The sequence below is a fragment of the Leminorella grimontii genome (assembly GCF_039789245.1).
Lineage (GTDB): Bacteria > Pseudomonadota > Gammaproteobacteria > Enterobacterales > Enterobacteriaceae > Leminorella > Leminorella grimontii.
Genome location: NZ_CP146357.1, coordinates 1597654 through 1618223 on the forward strand (window position 1 = coordinate 1597654; position 20570 = coordinate 1618223).

A 20570-nucleotide genomic window follows, 5' to 3' on the forward strand; every position below is an offset into this window, starting at 1 on the left:
GATAACTCCAAATGGACCCGTACGGCCCTGTCGTTTATTGCTTTGCCCGAAACCCTTTTAGTTTACTCTTTTCAGAGCAAGATTTCCGGCGAAGCACTAATAGAACAAAATAAAAAGGCCCCACCACAGGTGGAGCCTTTAATTCTATGCTATTTCAACCAGAGTTGAAATTACATCGTTTGGGTAAACGTACGGGTGATAACGTCCTGCTGCTGCTCTTTGGTTAAAGAGTTGAAGCGAACGGCATAGCCGGATACGCGAATGGTCAGCTGAGGATATTTCTCAGGATGTTCCATTGCGTCGACCAGCATTTCACGGTTCATTACGTTGACGTTCAGGTGCTGACCGCCTTCGATAGAGGCTTCGTGGTGGAAGTAACCGTCCATCAGGCCAGCCAGGTTGGCTTTACGCACGTCGTCGTCTTTACCCAGCGCGTTCGGTACGATTGAGAAGGTATAAGAAATACCGTCTTTCGCGTAGGCGAACGGCAGTTTAGCAACGGAGGTCAGAGAGGCTACTGCACCTTTCTGGTCACGGCCGTGCATCGGGTTAGCGCCCGGTCCGAACGGCGCGCCTGCGCGACGGCCGTCTGGGGTATTACCGGTCTTCTTACCGTAAACCACGTTAGAGGTGATGGTCAGAACAGACTGGGTTGGGATCGCGTGGCGATAGGTGCGCAGCTTCTGGATTTTCTTCATGAAGCGCTCAACCAGGTCGCAGGCGAGGTCGTCAACGCGCGGATCGTTGTTACCGAACTGCGGGTATTCACCTTCGATTTCGAAGTCAACGGCCAGGCCGTCTTCATCGCGAACCGGCTTAACTTTAGCGTACTTGATAGCGGACAGTGAGTCAGCCGCAACGGACAGACCGGCGATGCCGCAGGCCATGGTGCGGATAACGTCTCTGTCGTGCAGCGCCATCAGTGAAGCTTCATAGCTGTACTTGTCGTGCATGTAGTGGATGATGTTCAGGGCGGTGACGTACTGCTTGGCCAGCCAGTCCATGAAGTGATCCATACGATCCATGACTTTGTCGAAGTCCAGAACGGCGTCGGTCATCGGTGCTTCTTTCGGACCGACCTGAATCTTCATCTTCTCGTCCATACCGCCGTTGATTGCGTACAGCATGGTCTTCGCCAGGTTAGCGCGAGCGCCGAAGAACTGCATTTGCTTACCGACGACCATCGGGCTTACGCAGCAGGCAATCGCATAGTCGTCGTTGTTGAAGTCAGGACGCATCAGGTCATCGTTCTCATACTGAACGGATGAGGTATCGATAGAAACCTTGGCGGCATACTTTTTGAACGCCAGCGGCAGCTTTTCAGACCACAGGATGGTCATGTTCGGTTCCGGAGACGGGCCCATGGTGTACAGGGTGTTCAGGAAGCGGAAGCTGGATTTGGTGACCAGAGTACGGCCGTCTAAGCCCATACCGGCCAGAGATTCGGTTGCCCAAATCGGGTCGCCGGAGAACAGCTCATCATATTCAGGAGTACGCAGGAAGCGAACCATACGCAGCTTCATGACCAGGTGGTCGATAAGCTCCTGAGCCTGAGTTTCGGTCAGGATGCCTTTCTTCATGTCGCGTTCGATGTAGATATCCAGGAAAGAGGATACGCGGCCGAAGGACATGGCGGCGCCGTTTTGAGACTTAACGGCGGCCAGGTAGGCGAAGTAGGTCCACTGAACCGCTTCTTGAGCGTTAGTCGCAGGGCGAGAAATATCGCAGCCGTACTTGGCGGCCATTTCTTTCATCTGAGCCAGAGCGCGGTGCTGTTCAGCGATTTCTTCGCGCAGCTGGATGGTCATTTCCAAGTCTTCGCCGTTTTCCAACTTGTCTTGCAGAGAGTTGAATTGGGCGAACTTGTCTTTCATCAGGTAGTCGATACCGTATACGGCAACGCGGCGATAGTCGCCGATGATGCGACCGCGGCCGTATGCGTCAGGCAGACCGGTCAGTACGCCGGACTTACGGCAGTTCAGGATGTCTTTGGTATAAACGTCAAACACGCCCTGGTTGTGGGTTTTACGATATTCGGTGAAGATTTTCTTCAGCTGAGGATCCAGTTCACGACCGTAAACTTTACAGGAACCTTCTACCATCTTGATGCCGCCGAACGGGATGATGGCGCGCTTTAACGGCGCATCGGTTTGCAGGCCAACGATGGTTTCCAGCTCTTTCTCGATATAGCCGGCGTCGTGAGAGGTGATGGTTGAAGCAACATCGGTATCAAAATCCAGAGGCGCGTGAGTACGGTTCTCGATTTTAATGCCTTCCATCACTTTGGCCCAAAGCTTGTCGGTCGCTTCGGTAGCACCAGCCAGGAACGATTCGTCGCCTTCATACGGAGTGTAGTTTTTCTGAATGAAGTCGCGGAGGTTGACGTTGTGCTGCCAGTCGCCGCCTGTAAAACCTTCCCAGGCCTTGACAAACTTTTCGTTAAGCTCGGTCATTTTTCACCTACCTTTATATACTAAGGAAATGGAGATAACTCATGTGGTAAGAAGCGTCTTAATGCTTCTCGCCGCGCAAATGCATAGCCCAAAAGGGCAAACCGACCATTAAACCGCCGATGATGTTGCCTATCGTAACGGGGATCAGGTTACTTACAATAAAATTACCAACAGTCAGGCTGGAAAACTGTTCCGGCGAGCTGCCTATGGCCTGCCAGAACTCCGGCGAGGCAAAATCTTTAATCACGATACCCATTGGGATCATGAACATGTTGGCGATGCTGTGCTCAAAACCGCTGGCGACGAACATCGCGACGGGAAGAATCATGACGAACATTTTGTCCATCAGGCTGCGGCCAGCATAGCTCATCCAGACGGCAAGGCAAACCATCAGGTTGGCCAGCGTGCCAAGGGCGACGGCTTCCAAGAAAGTATGATGCATTTTGTGGTCGGCCGTTTGTAAAACGTTTAGGCCCCACTGGCCGTTCGCCGTCATCATTTGGCCCGACATAAAAATAATAGCAACAAACAGCAGGGCGCCGACCATATTGCCGAAGTAGACGTTAACCCAGTTACGAAACATTTGACCCCAGGTAATGTGGTTAGTTGCCTTGGCCACGCAGGTCATAATGGTTGAGGTAAAAAGATCGGTACCGCAGGCGACGACCAGCATCAGGCCCAATGAGAAGCAGACGCCGCCAAGAAACTTGGCCATGCCGAAGGGCACGTTTGCCGTTCCGGTAGTGGCTGTAATATAAAAGACAAATGCGATGGAGATAAACGCGCCGGCCAAAATAGCCGAGCCGAAGGTTATTGCGGGGTGCTTGGTCGCTTTATAGATGCCGGCATTTTCTGCGACCTGCGCCATAGCAGCAGGTGATAACGCTGCAATAGGATTATCTGTTTTCACTGAATAGATCTCGTGCGCCTAAATAAAGACTAAATTGCCCGGTGATACTAACAAAGCAGTATACCGTAAAAATTGATGCCGATCATTGTGCGTCAAATGAATATTGGCCGGAAACGGCCTTTAAAAGAGCTTTTTTAAATTATTTAATTGATTTTTATGAATAAAAAATTTTTTAAATTTTATTGCATAATTTTAATCGGGGAGGATTCTAACCGATGAAATGTTAATAACTAATATTATATTTATGTTAAGGTTAAATAATAAAATTTATTTTTACTTTTTATTAACACGATGCGATTGAATTTTACTTTATATATTATTGAACCGAAGCGCATATTTACGCTTCGGCTCGGCACTTTCTGATTTTACACGGTGCGTTTTGCCTGCTGAAGCTTATTGTAAGCTTCTAAAAGCGCGACGTGAGCGGGAAGTTGCGATAAATTTTGATCTACATCAAATAATCCATAGAAGCGTTGTTTCCCCTTGATGACGTCCCAGACGGCCTTGACCGTTTCCTCTCCGTACATGCGGATGAATGCAGGATTGTACTGTTCGGGATCGCGCTCTTCTTCATCCAACAGCATCAAGAGGAGGGTAGACAGGCAGCGGTAGTAGCTGCTTTGCTCCGGCGTAAACAGCGACGCGTTGAAGTCCTGCGCCCATTCAACCCAGCTTAGTGCCTGCTCCAGGTCGCCGCCGGCCAGCGCCAGCATGGCCTTGAGTTCGCCAATTCGCAGGCTGCTCCAGCCGTTGCCGGAACCGCTCGCCATTCCCAGAAGCTCGCGAACGCGAACGGCATCGTCTAGTCCTTCATCGTCCAGAGTCGCGATAAGCGCGAGGTATTCCTGCGGCGTCCACTGGCTGGAAGGCAGTGAAAGCAGGGTTTCTCTCAGGTGAACGGCCATGTTGTTATTGGCCAAAAACAGATCTTCAGCCGGATAAATATCCGATATGCCGGGTGCGAGAATGCGGCAGGCGTCAACGCCGAGATGGTTATAGTCGGCAATATAAACCTCGACGTTCTCACGATGGAAAATGTCCATCATGGCCTTAAACTCTTCTTCGGTCGTACCGCTGAAGCTCCAGTCTACGAACGCATAGTCAGCGTCTTTCTTGAACAGATCCCAAGAAATAAGGCCGCTTGAGTCGATGAAATGGGTTTCCAGATTAGCGTGGTCGGCCACTTCTTCATTATCAAACGTGGGAGCGTTAAAGACGTCGAGATCTTTCAGGCTGCGGCCCTGTAAAAGTTCCGTTACGGTTCGTTCAAGCGCAACGCCAAAGTCCGGGTGGGCGCCGAAGGAAGCGAAACAGCTGCCGTTACTGGGATTAAAGAGCACGACGCAAATAACCGGATACTTGCCGCCGAGGGATGCATCGTAAGCGAAAATGGGGAAGCCTTCCGCTTCAAGCGCATCGATGGCTTCTTTAACCGCCGGATAGCGGGCGATGACGGTGGTAGGGATATCCGGCAGGCTGATAGCTTCAGCAATAATGTGATTTTTTACGTAGCGCTCAAAAATTTCCGACAGCGCCTGAACTCTTGCCTCATTGCGGTTGTTGCCCGCAGACATGCCGTTGGAAACGTAAAGGTTGCCTATGACGTTGACCGGGATATAAACCGTCTCTTCATCCGACTGGCGAACAAAGGGAAGGGCGCAGACGCCGCGTTCCACGTTACTTGACTGTAAGTCCACCAGCCCGCTGGCCGTCAGGCTTTGTTCCGGGTCGTAAAAATCGCGCAGGCGCTCATCAAGCAGGCCTTCTGGCAGTGATTCATCTTCAGGAATAGGGAACCATTTTTCGTTGGGGTAGTGGACAAAGTCGCCCTCGGCAACGTTTTGGCCCAGATAAAAGTCAGCAAAAAAGTAGTTGGTCGACAGGCGCTCGAAGTATTCTCCCAGCGCTGAAGCCAGCGCAGCCTTACGCGATGCGCCCTTGCCGTTGGTAAAGCAAAGGGGGCAGTCCTTATCCCGGATGTGCACCGACCAGACGTTGGGAATAGGGTTTAGCCAGGAAGCTTCCTCAATGTGGAAACCCAACTGGGAAAGCTTGTGCTGAAAGCGTTCGATTGACGTTTCCAGCGCAGCGTCTTTGCCGGGAATGAAGGTTTGCGAAGTTGTCTGCATGGTTGTTGTCTCAATAGTAGGCGTTTTGCTCGCGGGCATAATACGGGGTTTTTGGGTGAAGCTCTATTCTCTGAAGTTAAACTCTTAAGCCAAAAGCCATTTAGCGGCCGTATATCACAGAATAATATAGAACATATCGTTAGGATCGAGCGGAGCACCGTCTTGTAGCAGTTTAATAATAATTTCCGCTTATCAATGGAGATGTGTCTATGTCTGTATTTAGGAAATCTACGCTTGCCCTCGCGCTTTGTTGTATCAGTTTGAGCGCAGCAGCAAAACTGCCGACCATTACCGTTTTCGCCACCGGAGGAACCATTGCCGGCGGCGGCGCCTCTGAAACCCAAACCAACTATGTTTCCGGCCAGTTTGGCGTAGAGAGACTGGTTGACGCCGTTCCCCAGCTAAAAGAAATCGCCAATATTAAAGGAGAGCAGATAGTCAATATAGGCTCTCAGGACATGAATGATGAAGTATGGCTGAAGCTATCGAAGTCTATCAACGAACAGTGCTCATCCAGCGACGGCTTTGTCATTACTCACGGCACTGACACCATGGAAGAGACGGCCTATTTTTTAAATCTAACGGTCAAATGCGACAAACCGGTCGTCATGGTGGGCGCGATGCGGCCCGCGACGGCGATGAGCGCCGACGGCCCGTTCAACCTTTATAATGCCGTGGTTGTGGCCACTGACCCGGATTCTAAAGGTCGTGGCGTTCTGGTCTCCATGAACGACACGGTGTTGGACGCGCGCGACGTGACGAAGACCAATACCACCGGCGTACAGACATTTATGGGAATAAACTACGGCGCGCTGGGCTATATTCACAACGGTCAAGTTGACTATCAGCGTATGCCCACGCGGGTGCACGCGCCCAAAGCGCCGTTCGACGTCAGCAAGCTAACGGAGCTGCCCAAGGTCGACATCGTCTACAGCTACGCTAACGCTTCGGCCGCGCCGGTGAAGGCGCTGGTCAGCGAGGGCGCCAAAGGGATTGTCAGCGCAGGCGTGGGCAACGGGAATATGTACAAGAACATATTTGACGCCATCGTGCAGGCGAAAGAGCAGGGCGTGGTGATCGTTCGTTCATCCCGCGTTCCCAGCGGGGCGACGACTCGTGATGCTGAAGTTGACGACAATAAGTACGGCTTTGTGGCCTCCGGTACGCTCAATCCTCAGAAGGCGCGCGTGCTTCTGCAGCTGGCGCTGACTAAAACGACAGATCCCGTTGAAATTCAGGAGATGTTCAACAAGTACTAACGGTGAAACCTAAATAAGCGGCGGGGTTGGTCTATTAGCTCCGCCGTTTTTTATTTGTCGTGATATCTATTTTCAACTCGATATACGGTGCAATTTGCCGGAAATGTCGGCTCACCGTAGTGAAATGATGGGCTCAATTCCCTGATTTCCGAATACCCGACTAAAAAAGAAAAGTTGTCAAAAAAGAAGGCAACAAAATTTCCTTCTGTTAGGGATAGATAAGCATTGCAGCAAGATTGAGTGAGTGATAAAACCGGTAGTCTCGTTTGAATTTTTGGTTCTTTGAATACGCTTATCAGGACGGTGAAAATAAATGGCACAAGTTTTCAATTTTAGTGCGGGGCCGGCGATGTTACCGGTTGAGGTGTTACGTCAGGCGCAGCAGGAGTTATGCGATTGGCAGGGGCTCGGCACGTCGGTCATGGAAATTAGTCACCGCAGCAAAGAGTTTATGCAGGTTGCCGAAACCGCAGAGCAGGATCTGCGCGATCTGATGAAAATCCCGGAAAACTACAAGGTTCTGTTTTGTCACGGCGGCGCTCGCGCGCAGTTTGCCGCTATTCCGCTAAATCTTTTAGGGGACAAAACTCAGGCCGACTATGTTGACGGCGGCTACTGGGCGCACAGCGCCGTGCTGGAAGCGGAAAAATACTGTACGCCGAACGTGATAGACGTAAAAACTCAGGTTAACGGCCTGACGGCGGTAAAGCCTATGAAAGAATGGGCGCTCAACGACGCATCGGCCTTCGTTCACTTTTGCCCGAATGAAACGATTGACGGCGTGGCTATTGATGAACAGCCCGATTTTGGTAACAAAGTCGTTGTTGCGGACATGTCATCCAATATCCTGTCTCGCCCGATCGACGTCAGCCGCTACGGCGCTATTTATGCCGGTGCGCAAAAGAACATCGGTCCAGCCGGGATCACGGTCGTTATCGTACGCGAAGACCTGCTGGGCAAAGCGCGCAAAGAGACGCCTTCTATTCTTGACTATGCCGTGCTGGATAAGAACGATTCCATGTTCAATACGCCGCCGACGTTCGCCTGGTATCTGTCCGGGCTGGTGTTTAAGTGGCTGAAGGCCCAGGGCGGAGTGACGGAAATGGCTCGCCGCAACGAAGAGAAGGCGCAGCACTTGTATAGCGCGATTGATAACAGCGACTTTTATCGCAACGGCGTTGCGCCAGCCAACCGCTCAAAAATGAACGTTCCATTCCAACTGGCCGACGGCGAGCTGGACAAGCTGTTTCTGGAAGAGGCGAAAGCGGCCGGCCTGCATGCTCTGAAAGGACACCGCGTACTCGGCGGGATGCGCGCGTCTATTTATAACGCTATGCCTCTGGCCGGCGTACAGGCGTTAACCGAGTTTATGAGCGACTTTGAACGCCGCCACGGCTGATTATTCCTTATTGTAATTCGCGTCAGGCACCCACTCGGCGGAAGCTTTCACCGAGTGGCGTGCGTTAACCTCTCTCCTATTTAAAGTGACGACTGCGCGCCAGGGAGTGTCATTGTGAAAACCATCGGTCTTATCGGCGGCATGAGCTGGGAATCAACAATTCCCTATTACCGCCACATTAACGAAACGATAAAACGCCGCCTTGGGGGGCTTCATTCCGCAAAGGTTGTACTGTATAGCGTCGATTTTGATGAAATCGAGCGGCTTCAGCATCGGGGCGATTGGCATGCCGCCGGGGAAGTGCTGGTTGACGCCGCCCGTCGTTTAAATGCCGCTGGCGCAGATTTTTTGATTATATGTACCAACACCATGCATAAAGTCTATCAGCAGGTCGCCGATGCGGTACCGATCCCCGTATGCCATATTGCCGATGCGACTGCGCAGGTGATTAAGCGCGATGCTCTGAAAAAAGTCGGCCTGCTGGGGACGAAATTCACTATGGAGCAGGCATTTTATAAGGGGCGCCTGGCCGAGCAGTATGGCATTGAGGCTATCGTTCCCGATGAGGGCGACAGAGTAATTGTCCATCGGATTATTTATCAAGAGCTTTGCCTCGGCAAAATAGAGGACGCTTCCCGCCGTGAGTTTCAGCGCATTATGCAAACGCTGACGGAGCGAGGCGCCGAGGGGATGATACTCGGATGTACTGAAATCGGCTTACTGGTTGGCCCAAAAGACGTATCGGTGCCCGTATACGATACGGCGGAAATCCACGCCGTCAGGGCCGCGGAGCTTGCGCTGGAATCTTAGGCGCGCCTGAACCAGCGTTTTTACTCATTGACACTTAATAAAAAGAGAAAATCTATTCATGTTGGAGTCTTTAACCCTACAGCCCGTCGCGCGTTTCGACGGTGAGATTAACCTGCCGGGCTCAAAAAGCGTGTCCAATCGCGCGCTGCTGCTTGCCGCGATGGCGCGAGGAACGACGCGTTTAACCAATTTGCTGGACAGCGATGACGTGCGCCACATGCTGAATGCGTTGAAGACGCTGGGCGTTCATTTTCAGCTTTCCGACTGCCGAACGATCTGCGACGTGGTTGGCATCGACGGGCCTCTCAAGCCCACCTCTCCCGTTGAGATATTTCTTGGCAATGCGGGTACGGCGATGCGTCCGCTTGCGGCGGCGTTAAGCTTGGGGGCCAGCGACGCGATCCTCACCGGCGAGCCGAGAATGAAAGAGCGTCCGATTGGCCATCTGGTAGACGCCCTGCGTCAGGGGGGAGCCCAAATCGACTATCTGGAACAGACAGACTATCCGCCTCTGCGCCTGCGGGGCGGCTTCGTTGGCGGCGAAATCGCGGTTGACGGTTCGGTATCCAGCCAGTTTTTGACCGCGCTGCTGATGACGGCGCCGTTGGCGCAAAGCGATACCGTGATTACGATTATCGGCGAACTGGTATCTAAACCCTACATCGACATCACGCTACACATGATGCGCGACTTCGGCGTTGAGGTCGTCAATGAAGACTACCGTCGCTTCCTGATTAAAGGCCGGCAGGGCTATCGTTCCCCCGAGCAATATTTGGTGGAAGGCGACGCTTCTTCCGCGTCCTACTTCTTGGCCGCAGCGGCCATTAAGGGAGGCCGCGTTCGAGTCACCGGCATCGGTAAAAAGAGCGTACAGGGCGACGTTCGCTTTGCCGACGTGTTGGAAGCGATGGGCGCAGAAATAGTCTGGGGCGATGATTATATCGAATGCCGTCGCGGCGCTCTTAAGGGGATCGATATGGACATGAACCACATTCCCGATGCGGCGATGACAATCGCCACTACCGCGCTGTTTGCCGAAGGGGAAACCTGCATCCGCAATATTTATAACTGGCGGGTTAAGGAAACCGATCGGCTAAGCGCTATGGCGACCGAACTACGAAAAGTAGGCGCTCAGGTAGAAGAGGGCGAAGACTATATTCGCGTTACGCCAGCCGAAAAGCTAAAGCATGCGGAAATTGAAACCTACAACGATCACCGCATCGCCATGTGTTTCTCGCTGGTGGCGCTGTCCGATACGCCGGTAACGATTTTGGATCCGAAGTGTACGGCTAAAACGTTCCCCGACTACTTCACGCAGTTCGCCCGCTTAAGCCATTCCTCATAATACCGTTCCCGTGCGGCTATCTCTTTTTAAGCCGTGCGGGAATACTCCCTCCTTTCTTATTGATCTTTCTCACCTTGTCTTAAAATAGCCGATTGATTGGGTACGCGTTCTATCCGCATTGAGCCCAGATGCGTATAATGACCGCCGAATTGTTTCAGATACGTGGGTTTTAGCTAAGGAGTACTTTATGGCAGCAGTTGTGCCGGTCATTACGGTTGACGGCCCGAGCGGCGTTGGAAAAGGAACGCTTTGTCAGGCATTGGCTCAAAAGCTGGGATGGCACTTATTGGACTCTGGCGCTATCTATCGCGTTTTGGCGCTGGCCGCATTGCACCATAACGTGGATTTGTCTTGTGAAGAGGCGCTGGTGCCGCTGGCAACGCATCTGGACGTGCGCTTTGTTTATCAGCAAAGCGAGCTTCAGGTGGTTCTGGAAGGCGAAACGGTGACGAATGAAATCCGCAACGAAAGGGTCGGCAGCGCCGCGTCTCAGGTTGCGGCGTTTCCCCGCGTGCGCGAGGCGCTGCTGCGCCGGCAGCGCGCTTTTCGAGAGGCGCCGGGGCTGATTGCCGACGGTCGCGATATGGGAACTATTGTATTTCCTGACGCGCCGGTGAAGCTTTTCCTCGACGCCAGCGCCGAAGAACGCGCCAGAAGGCGCATGCTTCAGTTGCAGGCGAAGGGGGAATGTGTTAAATTCGACCGCCTTTTATCCGAGATACAGGAACGGGACGCCCGGGATCGTAATCGGACCGTGGCGCCGCTGGTGCCCGCGGCGGATGCGCTGATGCTGGATTCAACCCATATGGGTATTGAGGAAGTGATCCAACACGCATTAGCGCACATACAGAATGTGCTAAAATAATACTTGCCTATGGCTTGCTTAACGGTAAGCGGTAGGTTTATGTGTAACTCTCTCGCAAGGAATGCGGCGGAGTATGTATAACAACCCCACCAAACCGGACGTCTGGTGGACGTTAATTAAAAACCCTGAAGATTAACACTATGACTGAATCTTTTGCTCAACTCTTTGAAGAATCCCTTAATGAAATTGAAACCCGTCCGGGTTCCATTGTACGCGGCGTCGTTGTTGCTATCGATAAAGACGTTGTTCTGGTTGACGCAGGCCTGAAATCAGAATCTGCTATTCCTGTAGAACAGTTTAAAAACGCTCAGGGCGAACTGGAAATTCAAGTTGGCGATGAAGTTGACGTAGCGCTGGACGCTATCGAAGACGGCTTCGGCGAGACTCTGCTGTCTCGTGAAAAAGCCAAGCGCCACGAAGCCTGGATCACGCTGGAAAAAGCGTCTGTTGAAGCGGCTACCGTTATGGGCGTTATCAATGGCAAGGTCAAAGGCGGCTTTACCGTTGAGCTTAACGGCATTCGTGCGTTCCTACCGGGTTCACTGGTTGACGTTCGTCCCGTTCGCGACACGCTGCACTTAGAAGGCAAAGAGCTTGAGTTCAAGGTCATCAAACTTGACCAAAAGCGTAACAACGTTGTTGTTTCTCGCCGTGCGGTTATCGAATCTGAAAACAGCGCTGAGCGCGATCAGCTGCTGGAAAACCTGCAGGAAGGCATGGAAGTCAAGGGCATCGTTAAGAACCTGACTGACTACGGCGCATTCGTCGATCTGGGCGGCGTAGACGGCCTGCTGCACATTACCGATATGGCTTGGAAGCGCGTTAAGCATCCGAGCGAAATCGTCAACGTTGGTGACGAAATCAACGTTAAAGTGCTTAAGTTTGACCGCGATCGCACTCGCGTTTCTCTGGGCCTTAAGCAGCTGGGCGAAGATCCGTGGGTCGCAATCGCCAAGCGCTATCCTGAAGGCACCCGCCTGACCGGCCGCGTGACCAACCTGACCGACTATGGCTGCTTCGTTGAAATCGAAGAAGGCGTTGAAGGCCTGGTGCACGTTTCTGAAATGGACTGGACCAATAAGAACATCCATCCGTCTAAAGTGGTTAACGTTGGCGACGTGGTTGAAGTTATGGTTCTGGACATCGATGAAGAGCGTCGTCGTATCTCCCTGGGCCTTAAGCAGTGCAAAATGAACCCGTGGCAGCAGTTCGCTGAAACCCATAACAAGGGCGAGCGCGTTGAAGGCAAGATCAAGTCAATCACTGACTTCGGTATCTTCATCGGTCTGGACGGCGGTATCGACGGTCTGGTTCACCTGTCTGACATCTCTTGGAACGTGGCTGGCGAAGAAGCCGTTCGCGATTACAAGAAGGGCGACGAAATCGCCGCCGTTGTTCTGCAGGTTGACGCAGAGCGCGAGCGCATTTCTTTAGGCATCAAGCAGCTGGCTGAAGATCCGTTTAACAACTATATGGCGAACATCAAAAAAGGCGCCATCGTTAAGGGTAAAGTCACTGCAGTTGACGCAAAAGGTGCTACAGTTGAATTAGCAGACGGCGTTGAAGGCTATCTGCGTGCTTCTGACGCCAGCCGCGATCGCGTTGAAGATGCAACGACGATCCTGAGCGTTGGCGATGAAGTTGAAGCCAAGTTCACCGGCGTTGACCGTAAGAACCGCGTAATCAGCCTGTCCGTTCGTGCTAAAGACGAAGCTGACGAGAAAGAAGCCGTTGCTACTGTTAACAACAACAGCAAGCAGGAAGAAGGTGGATTCTCCAACGCTATGGCTGAAGCATTTAAAGCGGCTAAAGGCGAATAATGGCGAGGGGCGGTTATGCCGCCCCTTCGGTAGTTGAGCTGATTGGAGGAACGATGACCAAGTCAGAACTGATAGAAAGACTCGCTGGTAAGCAGACTCATTTACCAACAAAAGTGGTTGAGGACGCGGTAAAAGAAATGCTGGAACACATGGCGGCTACGCTGTCAGGTGGGGAACGCATTGAAATCCGTGGATTTGGCAGTTTTTCTCTCCACTACCGTGCTCCGCGCATCGGGCGTAATCCGAAAACTGGCGAAAAAGTGGAACTGGAAAGTAAATACGTTCCCCACTTTAAGCCGGGTAAAGAGCTGCGCGATCGCGCGAATATTTACGTTGAATCGTAAATTCTAGCCAGATAAACGTGAAAAAGCCCGAGGCGGGTTAACCGCTTCGGGCTTTTTGTTTTTTAGACGGTGGTTTGTCAATTTTGCGCATTTCCTCGCATAGCCCGTTAGCGCTTTCTTCTTCACGTACACAATTTTTGGTGAGAAGCCGCGGCGTTGCTTTTTGCTGCTGGCGCCGTGGTTTCCCTTCTTTTAAAAAGAACCGATGTAAATAAATCTGGTGGGCTGTGTTCTTGTTATTACGGCTATCATTCGACGCGATTGCTATCGCGGCTATCATCGGTATTCTTCCTTTGCTGTTTCTGGTTGAGCTTCCGTCATCCTCGCTGTGGTATCTAGTTGCCTGCGGGACTTGCTGCCTTGCCCTGGTGCGCAATGGCTTCTGTCGGTGGGTAAGTGTGGCGCTGGTGTTTTTCCTGTGGGGAACGCTGCTCGCCGGCAGGCTGTGTGACCGCGTTGATTTTTATAGCGGCAAAAGCGCCGTAGTTGAAGGTAAGGTGGTTAGCGCCAACCTGCATTCGGGCAATCCGTATGTGAGCAGGCGTTTTGACGTTACGCACGTAGATGGCCTGGCGCTGTCGACGGAAGGGGGTTTTCCCCTGTCGCTTGCTTTTCCCGCAGGGAAAGAATCCGTAAGCCGTCAGATGCAGTCCGGCCAGCGCTGGCGGCTGTCGGTAAATTTCAGGCCCGTCCACGGTCGATTAAACGAGGGTGGATATGACAAGCAGCGGAGCGCGATGTCAAACGGGCAGCCTCTCATTGGCCGCATAAAGTCGGCTGAATTGCTCGACGGCGAGCCCGGCCTTCGACAGCGGTTGGTTAACCGTTCTCTTGAGATAACCTCCGGCCTGAAATATCAAGGCGTTCTGATGGCGCTGGCCTTTGGCGAGAGGGAAAGGGTATCTCAGGAAGACAACCAGCGCTTCATAAAAACCGGTACTGCCCATCTGATGGCGATATCAGGACTACACATCGTTTTTGCCGGTGGGTTTGGCTTCGCGCTGTCGCGCATGGTTCAGCGCTTTCTTCCTAATCGTCTGGTTGGCCCTCGTTTCCCTCTTCTGGCGGGGTGGCTCGCCGCCGCGCTCTACGTTTGGCTGGCCGGAGCGAACCCTCCGGCGTTGAGAACGCTTTGTGCCATCACAGCTTATCTGGGACTAAGGCTTGCGGGCATTCACTGGTCGTCGTGGCAGGTTTGGATTCGCATCGTTGCTCTTCTGCTGGTTATCGATCCGATGATGGCGCTTTCCGACAGCTTTTGGTTGTCCTGCCTGGCGGTTGCGGGGCTGATTTTCTGGTTTCAATGGCTGCCGCTGCCTGAGTCAGGGAGATGGCTACGCCCCATGATAGGCTGGCTGTCGGCTCAGTTTGCCATGATGGCGCTGCTGTTGCCGCTGCAATTTTTGCTGTTTCACGGCTTGAGCCTAAGCTCACTTTTAGGAAACGCAGTGGCTATTCCCATCGTGTCGTGGGTGGCGGTTCCCTTCATCCTGTGTGGGCTCGTCACGATGGGGCTACCGGACGTTAGCTATGCCTTCTGGTGGGGAGCCGACGGAGCTCTGTCGCTGATGATGACAGCGCTTTCCAATCTTGAGTTCGGCTGGATAAACGTGTCTATTTACGGCGTAGCGTTAAGCTTTGCGGGATGGATTGCGGTCGTCGTTTGGCGATTTGGCCTGTGGCGCAGCTGTCCTTTTTCATGCGGCACTATTTTGCTGCTTCTCTCTCAACCCTGCTGGCAAAGAGAAGACGAGCGCTGGCGAGTCGATATGCTCGACGTTGGGCACGGGCTGGCCGTTATTATTCGTCAAGGAAATGAGGCGGTGATATATGACACCGGCCAAAGCTGGGGGGATACGTCCGCTGCGGAGCGGGAAATCATTCCCTTCTTACGCTGGCACGGGTTGAATCTGACCGGCATTATTCTCAGCCACCAACATTCCGACCACATAGGTGGATTAAACGTTCTAAGAAAGGCGTATCCTGACGCCTGGCTAAAGAGTTCGGTGAGCGGATTAGGCCAGCCGTGTCGACGCGCAGAGAGGTGGCAATGGAAAACGCTGACGTTTGATGCTCTATGGCCTGAACGCCTTACCGAAAGCGCTGGCAATCCGGAATCTTGCGTTATTCAAATTAGCGACGGACGATTCCGGCTTTTGTTGACCGGAGATCTTGAGCAAGGGCAAGAGCGGCGCTTGGTCGCTCACTATGGTGACGAGCTTGCCAGCACGCTGCTTCAGGTTCCCCACCATGGCAGTAGGACGTCGTCGACAAAAGCGTTTATTGATGCCGTTAATCCCCAGGCGGCGCTGGCGTCGGCGGCGCGCTTTAATCCGTGGCGCCTACCGGCTGAAAACACGATAATTCGTTACCGGCAGGCAGAAATCGACTGGTATTCTACGTCCGAAGAAGGGCAGGTAAGTGCGTTGTTTTATAATGACAATTATCATGTTTTGACGCTAAGAGCGCAGATAATGCCCCGCTGGTATCACGCGTCATTTGGTTCTTTGCGTCATAATGAGTAAAATAATGCGCTTAATCGCATAACGTTGGTATATGAATGATAAACGACAAAGACATCTCTACATGGCAGACCTTCCGCAGGCTGTGGCCCATGATAAAACCATTCAGGACGGGGCTTATCGTCGCCGCCGTAGCGCTGATTTTCAACGCGGGAACGGATGCCTTGATGCTTTCACTGTTAAAGCCGCTGCTGGATGAAGGCTTCGGCAAGTCAGAAAGCAACGTGCTGGCCTGGATGTCGGTCGTCGTATTAGGGCTGATGGTCGCTCGTGGCATTACCAGCTACGTTTCTACCTACTGCCTGTCGTGGGTTTCCGGCAAGGTCGTTATGACGATGCGCCGTAGGCTGTTTAACCACATGATGGGAATGCCGGTGTCTTTCTTTGACCAGCAGTCCACGGGTACGCTGCTTTCGCGCATTACCTATGATTCCGAGCAGGTCGCCTCTTCATCTTCCGGCGCGCTGATTACCGTCGTGCGTGAAGGCGCTTATATTATTGCGCTGTTTTCGATGATGTTTTACAACAGCTGGCAGCTTTCGCTGATTTTACTCGTGCTGGCGCCGGTGGTATCCGTCGTTATTCGCTTTGTATCCAAGCGGTTTCGCGCCATCAGTAAGAATATGCAAAATACGATGGGGCAGGTGACCGCAAGCGCCGAGCAGATGCTGAAGGGCCATAAAGAGGTTCTGCTGTTCGGCGGTCAGGAAGTTGAGACCAATCGTTTTGATAAGGTCAGCAACCGCATGCGCCAGCAGGGGATGAAGATGGTGGCGGCATCGGCCATTTCCGATCCCATTATCCAGCTGATTGCTTCTACCGCGCTGGCCTTGGTGCTGTTTGCCTCCAGCTTCCCGCAAATTATGGATAACCTTTCGGCAGGAACGATCACCGTGGTCTTTTCTTCCATGGTAGCGTTGATGAAGCCGCTTAAGTCCTTAACTAACGTGAATGCGCAGTTCCAGCGCGGCATGGCGGCCTGCCAGACGCTGTTCGCCATTTTGGATTCAGAAACCGAAAAGGATGAAGGGACGCTGAAAGTTGACCGCGTGAAGGGCGACGTTGAGCTTCGTAACGTCATTTTCACCTATCCGACGAAAGAAGAGCCCGCGCTGAAGGACATCAGTCTAACTATCCCCGCGGGGAAAACCGTCGCGCTGGTCGGGCGCTCGGGCTCCGGCAAGTCGACGATAGCCAATTTGTTGACGCGCTTTTATGATATTCAAAGCGGTGAGATTTTTATCGACGGCCACGAGATTAGGGAATATACCCTTAGCTCGCTGCGGGAGCAGGTCGCCGTCGTTTCTCAAAACGTTCACCTGTTTAACGACACCATCGCTAACAACATTGCCTATGCGCGTACCGAGCGGTACAGCCGCGAAGAGATAGAGAAAGCGGCGACGATGGCCTACGCGATGGATTTCATCAAGAAGATGGACCTGGGATTGGATACGGTTATCGGCGAGAACGGCGTTTTGCTTTCCGGCGGTCAGCGTCAGCGCATTGCTATCGCTCGCGCGCTGCTGCGCGATAGCCCGATACTGATTCTGGACGAAGCCACCTCGGCGCTGGATACCGAATCTGAACGTGCGATCCAGGCGGCGTTGGATGAACTGCAAAAAAACCGCACGTCGCTGGTGATTGCTCACCGCCTGTCCACGATTGAAAAGGCGGATGAGATTCTGGTTATTGAGGATGGGCGCATCGTCGAACGCGGCAACCATGCTTCTTTGCTAAGCAACGGCGGCGTCTATGCCCAGCTGCATCGGATGCAGTTTAGCCAATGATTGAGCGCATCTGGTCAGGGCAGTCAAAGCTTTATCTGCTGCTGTTGCCGCTGTCTTGGCTGTACGGGCTGATAAGCGGACTGAGGCAGTTAGCCTATCGCCTTGGCCTGCTTCGCGCGTGGCGTTCCCCGGTTCCCGTTATTGTCGTCGGCAATTTGACCGCCGGCGGCAACGGTAAGACGCCGGTTGTTATCTGGCTGGCGGAACGCCTTCGCCTGCGAGGGTTTCGCGTTGGCGTCGTTTCGCGCGGCTACGGCGGTAAAGCCGATAGCTATCCAGTTGTGCTGGATGAAGCTACGACGACGCAAACGGCGGGCGATGAGCCGGTGCTGATTTTTCAGCGTACGGGCGTTCCTGTCGCGGTGTCCCCCGTTCGCGCTCAGGCCGTTCAGGCCTTGCTCGCGCAGTATGAATTAGACGTTATTGTTACCGATGACGGCCTGCAGCATTATGCTTTGCAGCGGGACGTCGAACTGGTCGTTGTTGACGGCGTGCGCCGCTTTGGCAACGGCTGGTGGCTACCGGCCGGGCCGATGCGGGAACGTGCAGGAAGGCTGCGTCGCGTGGACGCCGTCATTACTAACGGCGGTGAGGCGAAAGCGGGGGAGATCCCGATGACGCTGACGCCCTCTTTAGCCGTAAATCTGGTCAGCGGTGAGAAAAAGCCGGCAACGGAGCTTGGTAGCGTGGTCGCGATGGCTGGAATTGGTCATCCGCCGCGATTCTTTCAAACGTTAAAGCGTCTTGGCGTAGAGCCAAAAGCCGTTCACGGCTTTGCCGACCATCAGCCTTACGCGCTGGACGCGCTGTCAGGGCTTACGACGGGAGAACAGTCGCTGCTAATGACGGAAAAAGACGCGGTAAAGTGCCGGGGATTTGCCAAGGATAACTGGTGGTATTTGCCGGTTGACGCCAATTTCCCTTCTGAAGACGAAGCCCGTCTGTTAGCGACGCTGGCGAATGTTATCTCTCGTCGGCGCGTAGAGGTGTAAAAACCTTGACATACACCCTAAATCATTCGAGTTGCAGGAAGTCTTGGCAAAAAATATGCTATTGTCAGCGGCAGTATAAATCTTGGTAGTGACTAGAGGTTATTCATGGATCATCGTCTGTTGGAAATCATTGCTTGCCCGGTCTGTAACGGCAAGCTGGCCCTTAATAAAGAACAGCAGCAGCTGATTTGTAAAGTGGACGGTCTGGCCTATTCGATCCGCGATGGGATCCCGGTGCTGCTGGAAAGCGAAGCACATAAGCTGACCCTGGATGAGGAAGGATCATGAGTTTTATCGCGATTGTTCCCGCCCGCTATGCGTCAACGCGCCTGCCGGGCAAGCCTCTGGCGGATATCGCCGGTAAGCCGATGGTGGTTCACGTCATGGAGCGCGCGCTGGAGTCCGGCGCGTCCAGAGTCATTGTCGCAACCGATAATGAAGAGGTTAAGCTGGCGGTAGAGGCGGCGGGCGGAGAAGTTTGCTTGACCAGCCCTGACCACAATTCCGGCACGGAACGCTTGGCGGAAGTGATTGAGCGCTACGGTTTTAGCGATGACGAAGTCATCGTCAACGTGCAGGGCGATGAGCCTATGATCCCTCCGGTTATCATCCGACAGGTTGCTGATAATCTGGCCAAGTCCGATGCCGGGATGGCGACGTTGGCTGTGCCTATTGATTCCGTTGAAGAAGCGTTTAATCCTAATGCGGTGAAGGTCGTTATCGACAGTAAAGGCTATGCGATTTATTTCTCCAGGGCGACTATCCCATGGGACAGAAACCGCTTTAGCGCTTCAACCGATGAAATTGGCGACTTCTATCTACGCCATATCGGCATTTATGCCTACCGAGCCGGTTTTGTGCGTCGCTACGTCAACTGGCAGCCTAGCCCCCTTGAACAAATTGAAATGCTGGAGCAGCTTCGCGTGCTTTGGTACGGCGAAAAAATCCACGTAGACAAGGCGAAAGAAGTGCCGACCGTCGGCGTTGATACGCCGGAAGACCTGTTCCGGGTTAGAGAGGCGCTGGGTCATCGTTTCTAATTCAGACCGCGTACTGCGCTCTGCGTGGGCTATGTCCACGCAGAGCTTTATTTATTCTTTGATTTTTAACCACCAGCTGCCCAGCGTTTCATACCAGACCCGCTCGCTGTGTGAGAGGTAGAGCGCCGATGGGAATGCCTTCTCCCATGGGTTTAACGGCCCAAGCGTCGCCATCTGGTTAGCCGGTGCAGGTATGGGATGAAGGCCCGCGTTTTGGAATATCTGCATGGCTCTGGGTAAATGGTTAGCGGACGTGACGAGCAGGAATGGCCTGTCGTCGGTAAGTTCGGCCACCGCCTGAGACTCTTCGATAGTGTCCTTGGCGCGATCCAGAACGATGATGTCCTGTTTAGCGACGCCCAGGCTTTCCGCCACCATCGCAGCCGTAGTCGCGTAGGCTACCGGATTGGTTTCGGCGTTTGCGCCGGTGAAAACCAGCTTACTGCCGGGTATCAGGCGATGAAGGCGAATGCCTTCGGCCACTCTCGGCAGGCTGTTGGGAAACAGGTTTGAGCTGGGGGCCCATTCGGCGTTGTAGGTATAGCCACCGCCGAGCACAACGATGTATTCAACGGGCGTTTCCCGCTGGGCCTCGGGAGAATAGGTAGAATAGTTTGCTTCAAGCGGCATTAAAAGCCGGTCAGCAACCGGCTGTAGGCTAATCAAAAGCAGGGTTAGCCAGCTTGCGGTTAGCAGGGTTTTGGCGCTTTTCTGCCAGCGCGTGAACCAGAGCAGAAGCAGCGCTATGGCCATCAGGCTAAGAAGAAACGGCAGCGGCAACAGCATATTGCCAATGATTTTTTTGAGCGTAAAAAGCATAGTTTTTCCTAATCGGGAAATAGACTTATGCGCCGCAGCGCACTCGCGTTCATTTTATCGTAAGCCGCCCTAAATG

At 53.1% G+C, this 20570-nt stretch carries 16 protein-coding genes; 12 read left to right on the forward strand and 4 right to left on the reverse strand.

Annotated features, from left to right (window positions below; genetic code table 11):
• Positions 1 to 170 precede the first annotated feature (170 nt).
• From pflB to ycaO, 3 genes are all read right to left on the reverse strand, one after another.
• Positions 171 to 2453, reverse strand: coding sequence for a formate C-acetyltransferase (gene pflB / locus V8L73_RS07650; RefSeq protein ID WP_027274509.1), 2283 nt, complete (start codon positions 2451 to 2453; stop codon positions 171 to 173).
• 58 nt (positions 2454 to 2511) lie between these two features.
• Positions 2512 to 3363 (reverse strand): formate transporter FocA, encoded by an 852-nt coding sequence (focA, locus tag V8L73_RS07655; protein WP_027274510.1) that lies wholly within the window; start codon positions 3361 to 3363, stop codon positions 2512 to 2514.
• 365 nt (positions 3364 to 3728) lie between these two features.
• Positions 3729 to 5492 carry a 30S ribosomal protein S12 methylthiotransferase accessory factor YcaO gene (gene ycaO, locus V8L73_RS07660; RefSeq protein WP_347254549.1) on the reverse strand — a complete coding sequence of 588 codons (1764 nt, stop codon included), beginning with the start codon at positions 5490 to 5492 and terminating at the stop codon, positions 3729 to 3731.
• A 209-nt stretch (positions 5493 to 5701) separates the two neighbouring features.
• On the opposite strand from ycaO, the gene ansB reads away from it, so the two are divergent.
• The 12 genes from ansB to kdsB all read left to right on the forward strand — a co-directional run bounded on the left by ansB (position 5702) and on the right by kdsB (position 19675).
• A complete protein-coding gene (gene ansB, locus V8L73_RS07665) occupies positions 5702 to 6751 on the forward strand; it encodes an L-asparaginase 2 (RefSeq protein WP_027274512.1) in 1050 nt (349 codons plus the stop codon).
• Between the two features lie 313 nt (positions 6752 to 7064).
• Entirely contained in the window at positions 7065 to 8150 is a 1086-nt protein-coding gene (serC, locus tag V8L73_RS07670; protein WP_027274513.1) for a 3-phosphoserine/phosphohydroxythreonine transaminase, read from the forward strand.
• A gap of 114 nt (positions 8151 to 8264) precedes the next feature.
• Positions 8265 to 8960, forward strand: a complete 696-nt coding sequence (locus V8L73_RS07675) for an aspartate/glutamate racemase family protein (protein WP_347254550.1) — start codon at positions 8265 to 8267, stop codon at positions 8958 to 8960.
• Positions 8961 to 9018: 58 nt separating this feature from the next.
• Positions 9019 to 10305, forward strand: coding sequence for a 3-phosphoshikimate 1-carboxyvinyltransferase (gene aroA, locus V8L73_RS07680; protein WP_347254551.1), 1287 nt, complete (start codon positions 9019 to 9021; stop codon positions 10303 to 10305).
• 187 nt (positions 10306 to 10492) lie between these two features.
• The gene (gene cmk, locus V8L73_RS07685; protein ID WP_261831636.1) at positions 10493 to 11170 is read left to right on the forward strand and encodes a (d)CMP kinase; all 678 of its coding nucleotides are present in this window, start codon (positions 10493 to 10495) and stop codon (positions 11168 to 11170) included.
• A 140-nt stretch (positions 11171 to 11310) separates the two neighbouring features.
• Positions 11311 to 12990, forward strand: a complete 1680-nt coding sequence (gene rpsA / locus V8L73_RS07690) for a 30S ribosomal protein S1 (protein ID WP_027274517.1) — start codon at positions 11311 to 11313, stop codon at positions 12988 to 12990.
• A gap of 53 nt (positions 12991 to 13043) precedes the next feature.
• Entirely contained in the window at positions 13044 to 13334 is a 291-nt protein-coding gene (gene ihfB, locus V8L73_RS07695; RefSeq protein ID WP_027274518.1) for an integration host factor subunit beta, read from the forward strand.
• A gap of 227 nt (positions 13335 to 13561) precedes the next feature.
• Complete coding sequence (locus V8L73_RS07700) at positions 13562 to 15859, forward strand: DNA internalization-related competence protein ComEC/Rec2 (protein ID WP_347254552.1); 2298 nt, start codon at positions 13562 to 13564, stop codon at positions 15857 to 15859.
• Between the two features lie 35 nt (positions 15860 to 15894).
• Positions 15895 to 17643, forward strand: a complete 1749-nt coding sequence (gene msbA / locus V8L73_RS07705) for a lipid A ABC transporter ATP-binding protein/permease MsbA (protein ID WP_027274520.1) — start codon at positions 15895 to 15897, stop codon at positions 17641 to 17643.
• Positions 17640 to 18635 carry a tetraacyldisaccharide 4'-kinase gene (lpxK, locus tag V8L73_RS07710; RefSeq protein ID WP_347254553.1) on the forward strand — a complete coding sequence of 332 codons (996 nt, stop codon included), beginning with the start codon at positions 17640 to 17642 and terminating at the stop codon, positions 18633 to 18635. Before msbA ends, lpxK begins: the two co-directional genes overlap by 4 nt.
• A gap of 105 nt (positions 18636 to 18740) precedes the next feature.
• Positions 18741 to 18923, forward strand: coding sequence for a Trm112 family protein (locus V8L73_RS07715; protein WP_027274522.1), 183 nt, complete (start codon positions 18741 to 18743; stop codon positions 18921 to 18923).
• Positions 18920 to 19675, forward strand: coding sequence for a 3-deoxy-manno-octulosonate cytidylyltransferase (gene kdsB, locus V8L73_RS07720; RefSeq protein ID WP_027274523.1), 756 nt, complete (start codon positions 18920 to 18922; stop codon positions 19673 to 19675). The genes V8L73_RS07715 and kdsB overlap by 4 nt, the downstream gene beginning before the upstream one ends.
• A gap of 51 nt (positions 19676 to 19726) precedes the next feature.
• Here kdsB and elyC read toward each other — a convergent pair whose 3' ends face one another.
• On the reverse strand, positions 19727 to 20494 hold the full coding sequence (elyC, locus tag V8L73_RS07725) for an envelope biogenesis factor ElyC (RefSeq protein ID WP_347254554.1): 768 nt from the start codon (positions 20492 to 20494) through the stop codon (positions 19727 to 19729).
• Positions 20495 to 20570: the final 76 nt, after the last annotated feature.